The following is a 19,697-nucleotide window of genomic DNA, read 5'->3' on the forward strand; positions in this document are numbered from 1 at the left end:
CGCGGAGCCCATCCGACGTGGACTATCCGTGTAAAAGCGCGATAAGGGATATCGGCATCTCGACCGCGAAAAAATCCATTGCCGCTCTGATAATCATCGCCCACACGGTTATTAGGAAAATTAACGCTGCAATCCTAATTTCTACTGGTTGCATTATTTGCTTCCCCCAGCATGTGCGTCCCCCCCGAGACAATACCTTATTATTCCTCGCGCAAATTCGCTGTGCGCGAGGGATGATGTGCGACTGTAGAGAGAGTGGGCGCGTGCAGCGTCGAATTTTTGGCTCTCTCAAACCTGATGCCGCTTTGACCGATCAAGTCGCCGGACATAGCCTGTTGCTGCGTTCGAGATAATGCCCATCCAGGAAGGAGCGGTAAGCGTCCGCGATACCCTCCTTCAGACCGATCTTAGGAGACCAGCCGAGCGTGCGAAGCTTGTCGACGCTCAAGAGTTTACGTGGCGTGCCATCTGGCTTGGTCAGGTCGCGTGTGATCTTGCCTTCGAAACCAACGACCTTGGAGACGAGATATCCCAAATCCAGGATGGTAATGTCTTCGCCCGAACCTACGTTCACATGACTTTCGGCGGAATAGGTCTTCATGAGATGGAGGCAGGCGTCGGCGCAATCGTCAACATGCAGGAATTCGCGCCGCGGCGTGCCAGTCCCCCAGATGCATATCTCTTGCTGCTGGTTGATCTTGGCCTCATGCGCCTTGCGTATGAGCGCCGGCATGACATGGCTTGACCCGAGGTCAAAATTATCCCCTGGACCATAAAGATTGGTAGGCATGGCCGAGATGAAATCTCTACCGTGCTGTTTGCGATAAGCTTCGCAGAGCTTCAATCCGGCAATTTTAGCGATCGCATACCATTCATTCGTGGGCTCAAGCGATCCAGTCAGAAGTGAGTCCTCAACGATCGGCTGATCGGCGAATTTCGGATAGATGCAGGACGAGCCCAGAAACATCAGTTTTTCGACGTGAGCTCTATGGGCTGCGTGGATGACGTTCGCTTGGAGAATCAAGTTGTCGTAAAGGAAGTCGGCCGGATAAGTAGCGTTCGCCAGAATACCGCCGACCCTCGCAGCAGCCAGGAAGACAGCGTCGGGACGGTTCTTGTTCATCCAGGCCTCCACCTGGTCCTGCCGTCTGAGATCGACCTCGGCGCGGGTGGCCGTCAAAATCTCGCAGCCCTCGGAAGCGAGACGCCGCACGATCGCTGAGCCTACCATGCCGCGGTGGCCCGCGACATAGACCCTTTTTCCGGCAAGGCTATAGATCACTTCAGGCATAGGCAAAACCTTTGGTTACGCCTACCGACGGCACGTTTCGTGCCATGACCTTCAGATCCTCGCGAACCATCTCCGTAACCAGCTGATCAAGACTGGTCTCATGTTTCCAGCCAAGCTTCGTGTGCGCCTTCGTCGGATCGCCAATCAGAAGATCAACTTCGGTCGGACGGAAGTAAGCTGGATCGATCTCCACAACACACTGACCGGATGTCTTATCGTATCCCTTTTCCTCAACACCGTTCCCACGCCACTCAATCGGCATGCCCACCTTGGCAAAGGCCTTGTCAACAAAGGAACGAACCGAGTGTGTTTCGCCGGTCGCAAGGACATAGTCCTCCGGTTCGTCCTGTTGCAGCATCAGCCACATGCCACGGACATATTCTCGTGCATGTCCCCAGTCGCGCTTGGCATCCAAATTGCCGAGATAGAGCCTTTCCTGCAGCCCAAGATGGATCGCAGCCGCCGCCCGGGTGATTTTACGCGTCACGAAGGTTTCGCCGCGGATCGGGCTTTCATGATTGAACAAAATGCCGTTCGAGGCGTGCATGCCATATGCCTCGCGATAATTGACCACTATCCAATAGGCATAGAGCTTGGCCACTGCGTAGGGTGATCGAGGGTAGAACGGCGTCGTTTCGCTCTGCGGGACTTCCTGGACCTTGCCGTAGAGCTCTGAGGTGGACGCTTGATAGAAGCGGGTCTTCCTGGTCAGCCCTAGGAGGCGAATTGCTTCAAGTAGCCGAAGGGTGCCGGTTCCATCTGCGTTGGCAGTATATTCCGGCGTCTCGAAAGAGACTTGAACGTGGCTCTGTGCGGCGAGATTATAGACCTCGTCCGGCTGCGTTTCCTGAACAACACGGATGAGATTCGTCGAATCAGTCATGTCCCCGAAATGCAAAATAAAGCGAGGATTCTCGACATGGGGATCCTCGTATAGATGCTCGATGCGACTGGTGTTGAAGGATGATGAGCGTCGCTTGAGGCCGTGAACAATATAGCCCTTCTCCAGGAGTAATTCGGCCAAATACGCACCGTCCTGACCTGTTATACCCGTAATCAGCGCGACTTTTCGGTTCTTTGTCATTCCCGTATCCATGATTGCCCTCCAACTCGAATACCAATGCAGAAGCGGATGATGCTGTATATTTCGTAAAATATCACACCAATGAGAGTTTAGCTCTTTATATTTTAAGTATTCGCTCCCCTTAAGCTGTAGTATTTCATCAGTGATTTCGAAAACAGTTCCGAATCACTGAAATTATACAGCGCGTGCCTTGCGGGATTTACATTGTTGATCGCGACAACGATTTCAGAATTTCTCGAGATTTTCATTTGCTGCAGGCTGAACTCGACCGCGCGGCGGCTCGTCTTTCCCCATCTAACGACCGCCAGTGTTCTTTCCGCCAGGGCAGTCAAATGCACGGTATCTGCCGAGGCGAGCACCGGCGCGCTGTCGAAGATGACAATCTGGCCAGCCGCGCCCGCCATCTCGATGATTTCCGCCAGGCCGTTCGAACGGATGCGCCGCTGGAGACTAAATCTTCCAGATGGAATGAAGTCGATACCGCATGGATGGCGGTAGATGATGTCGCGGAGATCGGCCTGACCATTCAGGAATTCGTTCAGTCCGTACTTTAATCCCGACCTGAAAAACGAATCGAGTCTTCCCCGCCGAAGGTCGCCATCGACCAGCAGCACCGGAATTGCGGCGGCAGCAAGTTCGATAGCCAGCGATCTCGCGACCAGCGACTTGCCTTCCCCGCTGTGGGCCGAGGTAACGACGATACTGCTCGGCGACTTGCCGCCATTGGACTGCTTGAGTGAAAGCACCACGGTACGGATTGCTTCGTCAAACATCGGGACCGGCATATGTTCGAACATCGTTTTCGAATTTTCCCACCGCGCCAGACGCGGGATAAGTCCAGCCGGTATCGTGCGCGCCATTGCAGTTATTTGGTCGAAACTCCGGACCGTCCGGTCCGACATCTCGATCACGAAAGCAGCCGTTACGGCACCCGAGATTGCAGCCAGGAGGGCGCCTACCAGATAGAAAAGCCGTCCACGTCCCTGTGGTGCGAGCGGCACTGTAGCCGGTGATAAAACTTCCAATTCTGCCCCCGGCAGCATGGCCTTCGCGGCGAGGTCACGGCGCTGGTTCTCAAGCTTGTCGAGTGCCGTTTGTTCCTTTTCGGCGATTTTCTGCAGTCGCAACAACTCCGTCTGCACCAGCGCATCGCGTATGCGTTTTTCTTGAGCAACAACCAACCGGGATTGTACTCCTTCAGCTTCATGATCAAGTGCGGTGAGCTTCGCGCGCATTGTCTGGAGATATTGCTTGGTCGCAAGGTCGAGATCGGCACGGGATTTTTCGATCTCGCCACGTAAATCCACCACGGCCTCGGCATTGCCGTCATATGTCTCAAGAAGACGGGCGAGATCCTGCTCCTGTCCGCGAAGATCGCGTTGCTTTATGGCAATGCTATCGGGGACGACGATATTCTGTGCGACGACCGAAGCTTTATCCGCTGCTTCCAGCGCCGATATCACCCCCTCTACCTCAACGCGGCTTTCTTCGATTTTCCCTTCCCGGCCAGTGAGCTCTAGAAATGACTTGATCCGTTCCTCCTGAGCGTCCTCTTGCGAGACGACGTCCATCGATTCTTGGTAGTTGCGGGCAGCGTCGCGAGAAATGTCCGCGCGAGCCTGCTGTTCGGTAATGCGCTGTCGGATCCATTCTCCCGCTGCCTCCAGGCGGGCATCGACACTGCCCTTCCGTTCATCGAGGTAAATGCTGATGATCCGGTTCGGAACCGCGGCTGCCAGTAGAGGATCAGTCGAATTGAAGCTGATCTGGACAACGTCACTCTTATCTTCATGCCACACGCCGAGCGCCCTAAAATATTCCGGGATGATGGCGTTGATGTTGTTCCGATCAGGCGGGGTAGTTTTTTTTGTGTCGAACAGGCCGCGCAACGTGGCCCGGACCCTTTCAATGAACGAGATCTCCCGCAGCGCTGGATTGAATTCCTCCCGCACTTCAAGATGCAGTTCGCGGACAACTCGCTCTGCGATGCTTCTGGATAGAAGCCGTTCAGTCTCCGATTTCGCGTCAAGCAGATCACTGTGGCTGGCATCTTCAGCATCAAGTGATGTTGCAAGGGGCTGGTGGACAATTAACCGGGCCCAACCCTGGTAGGTGGGCTCCAACCCAAAGATCATAATCGCCGCGGGCGCCATGAACAGAACGGTTATCGCGATGATCATGATCATTCTTCGCCGTACGAGACGGAAGACGGATCCCAGATCCAAGTTGTCCGCCTTGGTCTCCACCTGAAAGCGAGGATCGTAACGCATCGGCGAGATCGGAAGGTTGCGGTCCGGCGGAACAGTGGAAATCGTCATCTTGCGCCAACCATTGCTTGAGGTTTCGCGGAAACGGTTTCGTAAAGTTTCTCGAGCGACCGCATATAGGCCCTCATGCTGAAATGGTTGAGATAATGTGTGCGCCCCTGGACCGAGAGGCGGATGCAGATTTCTGGATCGGACACCAGCTTCGCCAGGGCCGCAGCCAGGGCATCCTGGTCTCCGACCGGGACGAAGATGCCGGTTTCGCCGTCGGTAATGACTTCGTCATGCGCCCCGACACGCGTGGTGACGACGGCGAGACCGTGGGACAGCCCTTCGAGCACGGCCATTGCCAGACCTTCGGCGTGCGAAGGCAGGACCAGTATATCTGCACGCGCACACAGGGCTCGCGCCTCACCGGCGTCAAGCCAGCCGGGCATTTCTACCAGATTTGCAAGCGCCATGGCGTCAGCCTGACGGCGATAATCCTCAACAGGTCCGTCGCCTGCAAGTACAGCCCGCCACTGGAGTTCTTTCATGACCGGGTGGCTCAGCGCCAACAGAAGCTCTCTGACCCCCTTGCGTTCACTCAACCGGCCAAGGAATACGATCAACGGTATCTGACCGACGCGAATATCGTGCGACCCAGGGTCGGGGACGCAATTATGGGCAACGACCGTGCGGCGCTCGTCAACGCCCAACAGTGTCGTCAGCGTCATGCGATCGCGCTGGCCGAGCGCCACAACGCAATCGGCATTTTGAAACATCCGACGTATGAGCCGTTGTTGGCGCGGCGAGCGTTGCGCAAAGTCGCCGGCATAGTCGTAATCGTGCAGGTGCAATATGTGGCAACACCCGAACAAACGGGCAGCCTCGGTCAGGATCAGTTTTCGGGAGGTACTGCCGCGGCCGGCGATATGGATATGGTGAATGCGAGCGGGAGCAACAATCCGGTCCTTTGCCATCGTCAGGATGGCGGCGAGCAGGCGTGCGGGTGATGCCACCTTGGACCATCGAGCCCCTCTGGTATCGGTGACTAAATGTTGCGTTCCGGTCTCTTTCGCGGTCTCTGTTATATAGCCGATCAGCCTCCCAATTCCGCCGCCGTTCTCGCAGCCGCCCGGAACATAGTGGCGGACGCTAGCCGCGTTCCGTGCTGCCATTCGACTTCTGTCCGTGAGGGCCTCCATCAGCATGACCCGACCACCTCCCGATAAACGGCCGCGGCTTGGGCGCCGACCCGTTCAGGCGAATTCGGTCCTTGTGCCCATTCGAGCGCATTGGCACCGAAATTGTTTCTAAGCTCGCCGTTGTCTGCCAATGTCCTGATTGCTGCCGCGAGCTCTTTGGCATCTCCGGGAGAGACCACCATTCCCAGCCCGTTGGGCTGAACGGTGCCTCGCAACTCGCCGACATCCGTAACGATGACCGGTTTGCCAAATGCGGCCGCAAGGTTGAGCACACCGCTTTGGGATGCTTCCGTATAGGGAAGCACGACGATGTCGGTGTCCAGGAAAAGCTGGGCGACCTCTGCATCCTCGATGAAACGATTGCGAATGTCGTAGCGGCCGGCATCCCCCATGAGCGGCTGGAAGATAAGCGGATTGTCGCCACGTCCTGCGACCGTGATGCGCAGGTTGGGAAGTACGTCCTTGAGTATCGCCTCGGCCCGGACCAGATGTTCCAGGCCTTTGTAGGCAAAAATCCGTCCGAAGAGCAGGACGCGTATCGTTCCATCCGCTTCGCGCGGCGCCATCTTCTGTCGCCGGGCGAGCTCTGCATAGCGATGGATCGAGGGATGCGACAGAACATGGACACAGTCCGGCGATTTTGAATATCGATCGACGGCCAGCCGCTTCAGTCCCTCACCGTGGACAACAAGATGTCCGGATTGCTTCACCATCAATTCGGGGGCCCAGCCGGGCAGCGTACGCGTATCGGAGTCGCCGGGATGGATTTCCACGTCATGAACGGTCGTCACCAGCGGGATTGGGCGCCAGAACGGCGCGGCGAGGTTCAGCCAAAGTGTCGAATTGCTCAGGAGATGGATGAGGTTCGGCCGCTCCCGCCGGATCAGATGCGTAAGCTGGTACAGAAACCAGGGATTGGAGACAGAACGGTGTCTCGGCCAGTCCAGAAGGTGCAGATCGACTGCTGGATCGATGGAAGAGGCGAGATGTGCGTAACGCCGCCGCGGCACGGCAAGCACAACGTCTAGGTGTTGGGCAACGCCGCTGGCAAACGCGATGGTATAATCTTCCAGTTCGGAAACCAATAGCAGCGCCTTCATTCCGCTGCCTCCGACAAGCCGGCGTCCAGACCGAGCCGTGACAGGCCGTGTGCCGAGCGCAAACTATCGCGTGTCCGCCTGAGCAGGTTCGGTTCGCCGGCAAAGAAGAGGCCTTCGACCGCAAGCTTGAACCGGGTGCGTGCATCGGCTCCCTGCAGCTTTGCCGACGCGACGCGATAGGGATAGTGATCCGTCAGTTGTAGTCTTGCCGGCAGCTTATGGGCTGAGAGAAACAGGTTCGTTGCTTCAACGGTTTGCTGCCAGTGCGTCATCCGCTTCCTTAGTGTGGTCGCATCCTCGATCGAGCGATACCAGTTGTTATTGTGGATGCGGTAGAACCCAAGCGGATCCGACATGGCAATGACGTCCCCCAGAAACGGATAGATCCCCACGAGCCAGGCATCGGCTGATATGCGGAATTGTTCGGGAATGCTGCCTGCTGCATTCCATGCGCTACGTCGTACCGCGATGGCTGACGTCATCGGAAAAGGCCACCAACCAGCCGATCTCGTGAGCAGCGGCGACAAAGCGCCCGAACACAGGCTTCGAGGGATCGGTTTGGAAGTCGGCGTGCCATCGACAAGGGTTGGCTGCAGTCGGTGATAGACGAGCGATGCTTGAGGGTTTGCGCGGAACGCTGCAGCCGTTGCCGACAGCTTGCTCGGCGCCCACCAGTCGTCGGCATCCAGAAAACAGAGGATCTCGCCCCTGCTTGATCCCACAGCGGTATTGATCGCAGCGGCCTGTCCTGCGTTCTCTTGAAAGATCACCTTCACTTGGCTGTCATACGCTTCCAGAACAGACCGCGACTGGTCGCTAGAGCCGTCATCGACGACGATTATCTCGACGTTGTGCGCGTCCTGGTTCAACACGCTGTCTATCGCCCGCCCGACGAAGCGAGCGTAGTTGTAATTATTGATGAGGACACTGAGGGCTGGCTGCTCCATGACGCGTTCTCAGGCGGATTGCGGCGTTGCACCGCTGTACAGCAGCGCAAAGTTGCTTAAGACGTCGTGCTTGGCGCGGCCATCGAGGTTTGGAGCCTCAGGGATGGTGATATCCAAAGTCCCTTGTCGGCCGGACAGCATCTCGCGCAGAGCCGATGAGATTGCCACGCCGAGTAGGGCGCCCGTCGTGTTGCATAGAGAACTAGGATCATGACGCAGAAACATAGAAATCCTAAACCTTCCAGGCTTCGACTGCAGAGAGAGCCTCTGTCAGAATTGTTGCCTCACGCCAGCGGAAACGCGGCTTACCCACCACGCTTCACAAGACGATCGCTGCCACGGTACCGGTGAACCGACATGCGCAACATCTGCTCTTAAGGGCAATCCGGTGACATGAAGACCCGTCTTTTGGCTAAACACCGGCTGAAGTCTTACGCACACCATAGTCTTTAGGTGGAGCGAAGGTGCATTAGGCGTAGCCCGCCCTTCACTAGGACAGGTTGACTGCGGATGTGGCTGAATGGTTGCTTGGGAGCAGTGCAGCACGAAGGCCGACACCTGTTTTTTGACTGCCGCGATCAACAGTCGCTTGTCTTTCAAGTCAGTCGGGACGAATAATGAGAGTAGATAGCCTCGGAACTGCCAGCGGACCAACCATTAGTTGGCGGAGCGTAGAATGCTGGGGCGCCGGCATATCCCTTTTCTTTCAGGCGGGCGCGTTGCTGCCGCTTATCCTGGCAGATGCGGACGGAACGCTCAGCGATTCTGCCAGATCTATACTGCGTCTTCCTTGCTTTCCTGTGTATGTATTTACAATCGTGATCCTGTTACGCAATTTTCCGCAATTTCTAACCGCGCTCAGGCGAAATCTCATTGTTCCCGCGATCCTTGTCCTGCCATTTTTATCCACCCTATGGTCAATAGATCCTCCAACGACCTTGAGGCGCGCAATCGGCCTTTTGTTTTGCCTGCTTCTTTCCTATGTCCTGGCGATACGTTTCACACCAAGGCAGTTGCTGTTCCTGATATTTGTGACCCTTGGAGCCTGTATCGTCCTCAGTGTGGTTATCTCCGTGGTGTCACCAAGTCTCGCCACCATGCCGGATGGTACTATGCGGGGCATCTTCATCCACAAGAACGTCCTGGGCTGGTACGCGTCTCTGATGATCTTGGTGGCAACGGCCGTGCTGATCGACGGGACGCTCGGCCTGCGGCGAACCGCGTTCATCTTGTTGGCCGCGGGTGTGATCTGCCTTGTAAGCTCCGGATCGATGACTGCGACCATTGCAACGTCGGTGGCGTATTGCCTGATCGGCTTTTATTCCCTCCTGCAAAGAAGCAGTAGCATTGGCCGCGTCGTCATCGTTCTGTTTTTCGTTCAACTGTCTCTTGGCATTCTGATTTCGCTTCACGAATTCCTGGTTCCGGCCCTTGAGGCGCTCGGTAAGGACGCGACTTTGACGGGTCGGGTGCCACTGTGGGAACTGGTTGATGTCGAAATATCCCACCGTTGGATGTTTGGGTATGGTTACCAGGCTTTCTGGACAACTGAGAACCCCGAAGCGACGCACATGTGGTTCAAGCTCGGATGGCCGGCGCCCCACGCGCATAATGGATACCGCGATATCTTGTTGAGCTTTGGAATAACGGGAATGATTCCGTTTGTTCTGATGCTTCCCCAGGCAATCCGCCGGGGCGCGGTCCTTCACTGTCACGATACGCAGTACGGGTGGCTCTGGCTCAACGTCCTAACAATCATGATTCTGGTGATGAATCTGACCGAGAGTATTTTTTTCGTTCAGAATGATGCCATCTTCATCCTGTTTATCGCAGCCATCATCATGTTTTCGCTGTACGCGCCCGTCGTTTCGCTCAACCGTTCGCCATCTTGGCAGACGCCTTCGCGTGGCGTTGAGAGCGGGTTGCAGATATCATGAGGCGGCGTTTTGGAGTGATCCTGAGCATTTTGCCTGTCATGGTCTATCCGCAGTTCGGCAATCCGGCTCCGGTCGGGACAGAGATAGATGCGCCCGAGCGCTTGCAGATGCTCGTCAGGGAGGCCACTTGCGCGGAAGCTTCCGCGACTTTGTCGCCCGAGTTGAATGGGACTTCTTTAAGCGACGTATTGACCGGCAGCACCGGGCCGCGGACGATATTTTACGTTTCTCCCGATGGCAAAGACACCTGGAGCGGCCTCCTTCAGACAGCAAATCTGCAGGGCGGGGACGGCCCTTTCGCCAGCATCGAAAGAGCTCGTGATGCTGCCCGTGACAAGGGCGGTGCCAACACAATCGCGCTGGGTAAAGGCGATTACTACCTTACTCAACCGATCGTCTTTGACGCCCGCGATAAGGGCTTGATCCTCACGGCAAGGTGCAATGAAGCGCCGATTTTGCATGGAGGGCTGCGCGTGGGCAACTGGGCGCGGCAGGCTGATGGTCACTGGACGGCGCCGCTGAAATTGCCGCCGGGTGAAGGGGTCGGTGATCTTTTCGTCAATGGGATGCGCCAAACTCGGGCTCGATTCCCCGACGCTCCCGCTGATGGTGATCCCCGCAAGGGATGGTTGTTTGCCGCGAAATGCAATCCTGCCATCGACATCAGGGAAGGGAACACGCGTTTTTGTTTCCATGCCGGCGATCTTCCGGCAGTGGATGATACAAGTGGACTGGTCGTGGACATCGTTGGAGGGTATCAACCCGGAAGCCAGTGGGGCAATGATACGCTCCCAGTTGTATCCATCGATGCCGCCCGCCGGACTGTCAATACGAAAGGCACCGGCTATTTCTTTACCGCAGAAGGCAGCCGCTATTTCCTAACCGGAGCCAGGGACTTGCTCGATGCTCCCGGAGAATGGTGGTACGACCTTGCCGCGGGCGAGCTTCATTTCATCCCTGTCGATCAGTCGTTACCCGATTCCGTGGTCGTTGCTGGCATTCTGCCAACATTGTTCAAATTGGATGAGGCCAGTGGGATGGTTGTATCAGGGCTCGAGTTTAGAGACGGAGCTCCTGAAGGCAGCGGCAAGTTCTATACGGAAACCAGAGGATTTGGCGCCATACGGATCGAACATGCCGATGGCGTCAAAATTGTCGGCAACAGCATCGACAATGTCGGCGTCGGGGTCCATGTGACGGAAAGCAAGGATGCGGTGATTGCCGGCAATGTGATTGCGGATGTGGCTGGCAACGGGATTTACGTCGGCACAAATTATGGCACGTTCGTCAAGTCGAACGGCGCCAGGATCCTCTCAAACCATATCCATGACATCGGGAAGGTTTACATTGAAACCGCCGGGATATGGTTCCAAGCGGCTGACAATGTCAGGATCGCCGACAACCTTATCGAAAACACGGCGCAGTTCGGGATCGCCGGCGGTTCGCTGTGGGGTTCCACTGACGCCGTCTATAACGCTGTCATCGAGCACAACGTGATCCATAACGCCAATCAACAAACGGCAGATGGCGGCGCCATCAAGATGATGGGCGAGCAGGCTGACCCTCTGAACAGCACCATCCGCTCCAATCTGGTGACCGGGACGGGTCATCTCATGAACAGAGTCGATGGGACGTTCTGGCCTCCCGGATATGAGAATACCAGCGAATGGCCGTCTCCTATCAGCTGGGCGATCTATACGGATGGGAAGGCGAGCGGGCTGCGTATCGAGGGGAATACGCTCTCCGGCAACGTCACGGCGATCGGCATCAACGGCGGTTGGAGCAACCTGGTGGCGGGAAACGTCATTACGCACGGATCGGGCGCGGCTTTTCGCGTTGATGACGGTACCGGCAGGGGTTGGCGTCCGCCATGGGCACGCCCTAATCGTATTGAGGAGAATGTTGTCTCGGTTGGCAGTGACAGCAGCATTGTAGCGTATGTCAACGCTCCCGATCTTGGTCCTGGATTCGTGCAATTCGCGCGCAATCGCTACAGCGGCAACTTGAACGACAAGAGCTTCAGAATTGATCCGGAAATCATGCCTTCGGGAGAATTTGGTAGTCTAGGAGATCTTCAGAAGGCTGGGGTGGACACCGGAAGCGTAGTCGCCCCGCCCGAGTAACGAAAGGCGCTTCGACGAGGGCGTTCTGCAGAGACAAGCGCTGCTATGGCGATCTAGAATACTCTTCGATCGGCGCGGACGCGCTGCTCGTGGCCGCCGCAGGCAAGAACGGTGACGAGATGAGGGTGGCGAGGCGGCTTCAAAGCAAAAATCCAAACCTCGCCCAATTCGCAAAGCATACGGTGAAGGCCGCTGGTCACGCCGCTTGAGCGTCGATGGTCTGCGGTGTCCAGTTCCATGGAAGCAGTTGCTCCAACCTGGTGATCGGAGTGTCGGCTAAGCGGGCGAGGATGTCGGCAAGCCACGCCTGCGGATCGATGTCGTTGAGCTTTGCCGTGATGATCAGCGTAGCCATGAAGGCGGCACGGTCAGCGCCACGATCCGATCCGGCGAATAGCCATGATTTCCTGCCAAGTGCGAAGCCTCGCAGCGCGCGCTCGGCGGCATTGTTGGTCAGACAAATCCTGCCGTCGTCCAGGAATGACGTGAAGCCATCCCAACGCTTGAGCATGTAGTCGATCGCCTCTGCGACCGGAGAACTGCGCGACAGTTTTGCACGCTCGGTTTGAAGCCAAGCCTGCAGATCGTCGACGAGCGGCAGGCTGTCTCTGCGGCGTCGGTCCAGGCGTTGACCGGCGGCAAGCCCGTTTCAAGCGTTCCACCTGCTTAGGTGTAGCTCATGAATTCCCTGATGACCACGCACATAGCCGTTGGAATCAAGATCTTTCCGCGGCCGGTTGGTTCTGTCCGACATTTCTGAACGCTCCCCAGCCGAGCCTTTCACCTCGCCTGTTGGATTGACCATGTCCCCCTCTCCCCAGCTTGCTCCCACTAGAGTGACGAGCTTCCGCAGCACTGCGCGCGCCGAAGCGCTATTTCGGGCCATCGGTCATCAAAAAGAGCAACATGGTAAGCTGTGGGGTACATAGACTTACTTCAAATATTGTACGTCGTCGCGGCATAAGACGTAAAGTCGAAATCTCTTCTACGTCCAATAGCTGGAGTAGCAAGTATGGAGGCAATCGGCCTGCCGGGATATTCTGATGACAGTTTCGATCGCGAAAGCGTAGGTCATGGGAAAGCAAACAGCAGGCGGCAGCCAAACTTCAGTTCTTCATTCAAAGGGTCCCTTAGAATGGACGAATGTCCTTGGTGTTCGCATTTCGGCAGTCAATCTCAAAAGCGCGACCGGATTTATTCAAAAAGCGATCGAAGACGGCAGGAAGGAATATGTGTGCGTTCGCGACGCACACGGCATCGTCCGCTGTCAAGATGATCCCGAGCTCCGGTCGATACATAACCGGGCGTTCCTCGTAACCCCTGACGGCATGCCGCTTGTTTGGGCGCTGAGACATGCTGGTCATGTGGAAAGCGACAGGGTCTATGGACCGGATCTCATGCTATCCGTTTTCGATGCCGGCAGCTCCAAGGGCTTGCGTCACTTCCTTTATGGCGCAACGGCCGAAACGCTCGAACAACTGCAGGCGCGCCTTCTCGCAAAATTTCCGCAAGCACGGATCGTCGGCTCCTATGCGCCGCCTTTTCGCAAACTGTCGACGCGGGAGGAAACGGATATTGCTGACCGGCTCAATCGGTCGGGCGCCGATATCATCTGGGTCGGGCTGAGCAGTCCCAAGCAGGAACTCTGGATGGCGCGCATGCGCGATAGCCTGGAAGCATCGATGCTCATCGGTGTCGGAGCCGCATTCGATTTCCACGCCGGCCTCAAGCGGCAGGCTCCAAGGTTCATTCAAAGAAGCGGCTTCGAATGGGCGTTTCGTCTTTTATGCGAGCCGCGACGGCTGTGGCGGCGCTATGCGCTCGTCGTGCCGACCTTCATCTCACTGACGGCAGTCCAGAGACTGGGGCTTCGGAAGTTTCCGATCGAAGACAAGTTTTTTGGATCAAGCGCGCCAAAAGAAGCAGCTGCAAAGGTGTAAAGCCATCATGTCCCTATTTGCGTCGCCAGCAATGACACCGGGTCCGTCGAAGGCATCCACATCAAATGACGTGACGTCGCGGACGATTCCGGCAGGTTCAGTGCCGCCCATAGCAGCTAAGACCGCCGATCCCTTTGCACAGGCAGCGATAAATATGCCCGTCGCACTACGGCGTCGGCTTGCTCGGCTTGCAACGTCGTCCTTCCTGGTCGCCGGCGACATTGCGAGCTATTTGATTGCCTATTTTGTTCTCCTCTCGGTTCTCCCCGGTGGTTTGGAGGGCACGATGGTGGAGCGTACATTCACGATCGCAGCATTCGCTGCCATTGTTCTCTACGCATCGGCCGGCCTCTATCCTGGATATCGGTTGCATGACCACGAACATCTGCGGCGACGCACCATAGCTGCCGTCAAGGTGGCTGTCCTGACGGCATTCGGAGCAATTATCCTGCCGGAGGGGGAACGACTGCTGCTTGCCGTCATTGGGTTCCTCGCTCTCGGGCTGATTGTTCAGCCATTTGTGCATTGGCTTGCACGGGGCCTGTGCTGGAAACTTGGAGGCTGGGGGGAGCGCGCGGTTGTCATAGGGGGGTGCAACCTTACTCCCGCTCTCGTGGCCCATTTCAAGAACCACTGGCAGTATGGCATCAGGCCGGAGGCCATTTCCCCCGATAGTTTGGAGGCATTGCCCGATGGCGGGCCATCCATTGCCGTGATTGGGGGCGACACAGGCGCGTTTGCACCCGATTTGGCGGCGATGCGTCGGAAGTTCGCCGAAGTCATTTTGCTGTCCGACACGCCGAGCCTCAAGGTAAGCGGATTGCGACCTGCGGATGTCGGCGGAGAAATCGGTATTCGCCTTACCAACAGTGGGAGTTCAGTGAACTCGGACCTGGTTCGCCGGATCCTCGATCTCGCAATCGCCATCCCTGCATCGATCGTGGTCGCCCCATTCATCGCGTTTGCAGCGGCCGCAATCTATGCCATCGATCCGGGCCCCGTCTTCTTCCGGCACACCAGGGAGGGGCGGTCCGGCAAGCCGGTGCACGTCCTGAAATTGAGGACGATGTATCAGGATGCAGAACAGCGCCTTGAAACAGTCTTCCGAGATGACCCTAACATGCGCGCCGAGTGGTTGAGCCACTTCAAGCTCAAGGACGATCCGCGCGTCCTTCCGGTTATAGGACATATGCTGCGCTCTTCGAGCATCGACGAGCTGCCGCAATTGGCAAACATCATTGCTGGCCAGATGGCCATCGTCGGACCGCGTCCGTTTCCAGAATATCACCTTTCAGCGATGGATAGCGAATTTCGTGACAAGCGGCGTTCGGTAACACCGGGGCTGACGGGCCTCTGGCAGATATCCGAACGAAGCAATGCGGATATCGAACTGCAGCAGCAACTCGACGAGTTCTACATCGACAACCGGTCCCTGTGGCTCGACTGCCAAATTATTCTCAGCACAATTCCTGCGGTCTTCAAACGCGGGGGAGCCTACTAACCATCCTCGCTTCCGCGAGGCAACCGTCAACAACGGAGCACACCAATGCACGGACAAAAGCGAGTTATGGTAACCGGCGGCACCGGGTTTCTGGGATCATTCCTGTGTGAAAGGCTTTTGCGAGAGGGCAATGACGTTCTCTGCGTGGACAATTACTACACCGGTTCGCGCGACAATGTACTGCACCTTCTCGACGATCCCCGCTTTGAGATTCTTCGCCACGACATCACCTTCCCGCTTTATGTGGAGGTCGACGAGATCTACAACCTCGCCTGCCCGGCATCTCCGGTCCACTATCAATTCGATCCCGTGCAGACCGTGAAGACCAATGTGCACGGCGCCATCAATATGCTCGGCCTGGCCAAACGCACCAAGGCGAAGATCTTCCAGGCATCCACGAGCGAAGTTTATGGCGATCCGGCAGTCCACCCGCAGCCGGAGGAGTATCGGGGCAGTGTCAATCCCATAGGCCCGCGGGCATGCTATGACGAAGGCAAGCGGTGTGCCGAAACGTTGTTCTTCGACTATCATCGTCAGTATGGCGTGGAAATCCGGGTGGCGCGGATCTTCAACACATATGGTCCGCGCATGCAGACCAATGACGGCCGCGTCGTCTCCAATTTCATCGTTCAGGCGCTTCGAAACGAGCCGATCACCATCTTCGGCAACGGCACGCAAACGCGCTCCTTCTGCTATGTGGACGACCTGATCGACGGCTTTATCCGTTTGATGGGGGCGCCCGCCGGGGTTACAGGCCCCATCAATCTCGGCAACCCCGGAGAATTCCAGGTCCGTGAATTGGCAGAAATGGTGGTCGAAATGACCGGATCGAAGTCCGGCATCGTCTTCAAGGATCTGCCAGTTGACGATCCGACACAGCGCAAGCCGGATATCAGCCGCGCAACGCAACAACTGGGCTGGCAGCCGAAGGTGAACCTTCGTGAGGGGCTTGAGAGGACGATCGCTTATTTCGAGTGGAAGCTTTCGGGCGGCGTAAGGAACAGACTTAGCGCAAAGTCCTCGCAAGAGGCTTATCCGCATCTGGCGTCTGCGAACGTCGAACTCACTGCTCCTGAAGCCATTCGATAGGGACATGAATAGCAACGTTAATGATCGAAAACCACGGCTCGTTTTTTTTCAATGGGACCATCAGCCCAATGCGAACGCGGCCGGTTACCTGCTGCTGCACATGCAGCAGCAGGTCAAATGCCTCGCAACACATTTCGATGTCGTCGTCATTAACCGCGACTGCGATTATGCAGAGATATGCGACAGGTACGAGCCGGATCTGACGCTGTTTGAAAGCGGTTATCGGTCGCATGGCTCACGTCGAATAAAAATCACCAACACCAATACCCATATCGCCGTTCCGAAGCTTGGCCTGCATAACGCCGACGCATGGTGTGATCGACGCGCGGGCTTCCTTTCCGATATGGAGCAGTGGGGCATCGAGACGTATTTCGCGATCGCAACGATGACTCCGGAATATCTGCCAGCGGTGAAGGAGAATCTGTTCGTCTGGCCAAATTTCATCGATCCCGAAGTCTACCACGACTATGGCCAGCAAAAGGTCATCCCGGCCATGCTCACAGGTCAGGCCTACGGCCTTTACCCCTGGCGACAGACGGTCTTTCCGATAATCCGCGACCGCTACCCCTGCCTGGTCTCGCCGCAACACGCCTATGAGAGCAAGCTAGCTTCCCAGCTCCTGTCTGGAGAGGCTTATGCGCGTGCGCTCAACGCAAGCCTCGTCGTCCCCACATGCGGCACTATGGGCGGCGAGGTCGTACGCAAGCATTTTGAGATTCCCGGGGCAAATGCCTGTCTCGTGACCGAACGCACGGCAGCAGTGGAGGCGGCCGGCTTTGTCGATATGGAGAACTGTGTCTTTGTTGACGACCACAACGTGGTCGAGCGACTAGATTACCTTTTTGCCCATCCCGACGAAATACGGCGTATCACGACAGCCGGTTACAGTTTGATCCATTCGTGTCATACACTGAGCCACAGGCCGCAAATGTACCAGTGGTTCATGCTGAACAAGGGCTTGCAGTTCGGCGACAAGATCATCCAGTCCGGCCCGTTCGGCGATCTTACAAAGGTCCAGCGGATCTCCAAGCAAGAGAGCGTCCATATCGTGGGGGAAGCCAGCGATCGCGCTTTACTGAAGCAGGGCGACTTGCTTCTCGAGCAGGGCAGGGTGGAGGAAGCCAAGCAGTGCTACGCACGCTGCCTGGACTATGTATCCTACCTGCCCGAAGCTAAATTCCGCCTTGCCGTCTGTGCATTGCAGGAGGGCGACGCCGATCGCGCCTATGACCTTCTGGTGGACCTGGTCAAGGTGACCATGACCGAATATGGGGCACTCAACCCGGATCCGGTCGAGTGGGCGTACTTCCTTCTCGCTTTGATCTGCAGAGGCCAGTTTGAGCGGGCGCGGAGGCTGCAAGATTTCTATCCATCTCTATCCCACGACGAATTCAGGCGCGTGCGCCTCGTCATCGCGCAACTCGGTCGCTCAGGCGATGGGGTCCTCTCGGGACGCTATGGCAGCGATCGAAAAAGCATTCACCAGATTCCCGATCGGAGCGATTCCGAGTGGCTTGCATGGTTTTCCGATATTATTGAGCGCTGTCAGCAGCCAGATCTCGCAAATGTACTTCGTCACGCTCCCGTCGGTGGAAGCGGCGCCGGCGAGAAAGTAACATTTCTACATTTCAAACGTGATGCTGGTTGGCGTCTGCGACTATATTCAGGCATCGATGGCCTGATGGTCAGACTGCGCCTGAATGGCCTGAGGCCCAATGTACCGCCGCTGCCTGAATTCCGATATTTCTGGCACCTTGCGCGCCGTCTGGTCCCCCATTCGCAGAGAGGCCCGTTGCGCAGGATCCGAATGGCGCTTTCCAGGCTTCCTATGGGCACTGGCAATTAGATGTGGGAAAATCGCACATGCAGACAGCCTCACCTGGAGAGGCGTGCATGACAAACTTTCCAGGTGAGGCTGAAGATGCTCCACCTGAAAAGTACTCGATGGCGTCAAATCGCGGACTCGGCGGCCTACTTGCCGCGCAGCCATCGAGAATGTTTAGCGCGTGCATGTGCTCGTGATGCGATGCAAGATCTGATCGGCTGACCGCATCAGCAAAGGGTGCTTGCCGCTGAGCCGCCCGAAAGATGATGCTGAAAAATATCGTTGAGCTTGAACACGACTTCCGTTCTGTTCGTCGCTTTGACCTTTTTCATAATATTGCGAACATGCACCTTCACAGTGCTTTCTCGCAGGTTGAGCTCATAAGCGATAATTTTATTCGCCTTTCCGCGTCGGAGCGCCTCCACGACCTCGGCCTGACGATCCGTGAATATGCCGGCTAGCGGGCGTGCGGTCGAGTTGCTCGAGTCCAGCAAGTGACGCATGGCGAACAGGGCGGTGGCAGGCACAAAAATTCCTCCTGCTACCGACAGCGCGATCAGCTCCATACACACGCTGACGCTGACTGAGGCGGGTATGAACCCTTTGGCTCCGTACTCAAGCGCCCTGACGATTTGGCCGAAATCGTCGCTATCAGCCAATACGATGAGTGGCGTTGATGCGAATTCCGACGAAAGCTTCCGGATCTGCTCCGATACGGCCGGTTCATCGATCTTTTTGCCGCCGACGTTCAGGAGGATTGCCAAAAGCGGCGGATATTCGTCGCGCTTCTGCTTCCACTCCTCAATTGATCCAAAAGCCAGAATCTGCAAATCCGCCTTCTGAGCAGCCATGCATTGCGCCAGGCATTGCCGATCGAGCTCACGATTATCGAGAATGACAAGCGAATGCGTCTGTCTTGCCGACACGACAGGTATGTTCGAATTGTTCTCCATCTTAAGGGGAAAGGCTGCGTTTTCCTGCCTTAGGTCCAAATTCGGTATAAGCGCTGAATTCACAGCTTCACCCTCCCCCTAAACACGTTACGCCACACTACGGCCCGAGTACCAACCCCTCTCATTACGGGGGTTTAGGAAACTCTAAAGTAGGAATCGAATACCACAATTCGCGGAACGTTACAGTAGCTAATATAGGCTAAGTGGCGCACAACTTCTATCGTAAGGCCGAAATATAAAGTAACATCTGAGGTAGACTTATATAATACTATATGTCCGGCAGGATAGTCTGCGTCGTTACAAGGCACTCCGGGCGAGGTCAACTAAACGCATGGAAACAATCGGTGTCTCGGGTGTAGGTCCGGCAAGGGGTGCGGAATATGGCCCCGCCACTAATGTCGGTAGATGCATGAACTAGGGCGTAAGTCGTCATAAGTAGATACGCCTTTAGGTGAA

Annotated in this window: 12 protein-coding genes and 2 pseudogenes; 6 read left to right on the top strand and 8 right to left on the bottom strand. The window is 56.5% G+C overall.

Going from position 1 to position 19,697, the window contains the following annotated elements; translation table 11 throughout:
• Positions 1–200 precede the first annotated feature (200 nt).
• From fcl to AC1D2N_RS28940, 6 genes and pseudogenes are all read right to left on the bottom strand, one after another.
• Positions 201–1,291 (bottom strand): annotated as a pseudogene (gene fcl / locus AC1D2N_RS28915) (GDP-L-fucose synthase).
• Complete coding sequence (gene gmd / locus AC1D2N_RS28920) at positions 1,284–2,387, bottom strand: GDP-mannose 4,6-dehydratase (protein ID WP_112907995.1); 1,104 nt, start codon at positions 2,385–2,387, stop codon at positions 1,284–1,286. Before gmd ends, fcl begins: the two are co-directional and overlap by 8 nt.
• A 92-nt stretch (positions 2,388–2,479) precedes the next feature.
• Entirely contained in the window at positions 2,480–4,693 is a 2,214-nt protein-coding gene (locus tag AC1D2N_RS28925; RefSeq protein ID WP_130654100.1) for a GumC family protein, read from the bottom strand.
• Positions 4,690–5,832 (bottom strand): glycosyltransferase, encoded by a 1,143-nt coding sequence (locus AC1D2N_RS28930; RefSeq protein WP_130654099.1) that lies wholly within the window; start codon positions 5,830–5,832, stop codon positions 4,690–4,692. Before AC1D2N_RS28930 ends, AC1D2N_RS28925 begins: the two co-directional genes overlap by 4 nt.
• Positions 5,826–6,926, bottom strand: a complete 1,101-nt coding sequence (locus AC1D2N_RS28935; RefSeq protein ID WP_047622225.1) for a glycosyltransferase family 4 protein — start codon at positions 6,924–6,926, stop codon at positions 5,826–5,828. The genes AC1D2N_RS28930 and AC1D2N_RS28935 overlap by 7 nt, the downstream gene beginning before the upstream one ends.
• A complete protein-coding gene (locus AC1D2N_RS28940) occupies positions 6,923–7,873 on the bottom strand; it encodes a glycosyltransferase family 2 protein (RefSeq protein WP_130654098.1) in 951 nt (316 codons plus the stop codon). Before AC1D2N_RS28940 ends, AC1D2N_RS28935 begins: the two co-directional genes overlap by 4 nt.
• A 617-nt stretch (positions 7,874–8,490) precedes the next feature.
• Between AC1D2N_RS28940 and AC1D2N_RS28945 the strand changes: the two genes are divergently transcribed.
• Both AC1D2N_RS28945 and AC1D2N_RS28950 read left to right on the top strand, forming a co-directional pair.
• The gene (locus tag AC1D2N_RS28945; protein ID WP_047622228.1) at positions 8,491–9,810 is read left to right on the top strand and encodes an O-antigen ligase family protein; all 1,320 of its coding nucleotides are present in this window, start codon (positions 8,491–8,493) and stop codon (positions 9,808–9,810) included.
• Complete coding sequence (locus AC1D2N_RS28950; RefSeq protein ID WP_130654097.1) at positions 9,807–11,933, top strand: right-handed parallel beta-helix repeat-containing protein; 2,127 nt, start codon at positions 9,807–9,809, stop codon at positions 11,931–11,933. The genes AC1D2N_RS28945 and AC1D2N_RS28950 overlap by 4 nt, the downstream gene beginning before the upstream one ends.
• Positions 11,934–12,129: 196 nt before the next feature.
• Here the strand turns inward: AC1D2N_RS28950 and AC1D2N_RS28955 are convergent.
• Positions 12,130–12,582, bottom strand: a pseudogene (locus AC1D2N_RS28955) (IS66 family transposase); the annotation flags it as partial.
• A gap of 424 nt (positions 12,583–13,006) precedes the next feature.
• On the opposite strand from AC1D2N_RS28955, the gene AC1D2N_RS28960 reads away from it, so the two are divergent.
• Genes AC1D2N_RS28960 through AC1D2N_RS28975 form a run of 4 tightly spaced genes read left to right on the top strand, consistent with a single transcriptional unit; the run spans position 13,007 to position 18,309 of the window.
• Positions 13,007–13,873 (top strand): WecB/TagA/CpsF family glycosyltransferase, encoded by an 867-nt coding sequence (locus tag AC1D2N_RS28960; protein ID WP_130654096.1) that lies wholly within the window; start codon positions 13,007–13,009, stop codon positions 13,871–13,873.
• A 7-nt stretch (positions 13,874–13,880) separates the two neighbouring features.
• Positions 13,881–15,374, top strand: coding sequence for a sugar transferase (locus AC1D2N_RS28965; RefSeq protein ID WP_047622231.1), 1,494 nt, complete (start codon positions 13,881–13,883; stop codon positions 15,372–15,374).
• A gap of 45 nt (positions 15,375–15,419) precedes the next feature.
• Entirely contained in the window at positions 15,420–16,463 is a 1,044-nt protein-coding gene (locus AC1D2N_RS28970) for a UDP-glucuronic acid decarboxylase family protein (protein ID WP_064648744.1), read from the top strand.
• A gap of 4 nt (positions 16,464–16,467) precedes the next feature.
• Complete coding sequence (locus AC1D2N_RS28975) at positions 16,468–18,309, top strand: glycosyltransferase family protein (protein ID WP_130654095.1); 1,842 nt, start codon at positions 16,468–16,470, stop codon at positions 18,307–18,309.
• 206 nt (positions 18,310–18,515) lie between these two features.
• On the opposite strand, the gene AC1D2N_RS28980 is transcribed toward AC1D2N_RS28975, so the two are convergent.
• A complete protein-coding gene (locus AC1D2N_RS28980) occupies positions 18,516–19,304 on the bottom strand; it encodes a LuxR C-terminal-related transcriptional regulator (RefSeq protein WP_130654094.1) in 789 nt (262 codons plus the stop codon).
• Between the last annotated feature and the right edge of the window lie 393 nt (positions 19,305–19,697).

This window comes from Rhizobium sp. P1_B8, from assembly GCF_056406515.1.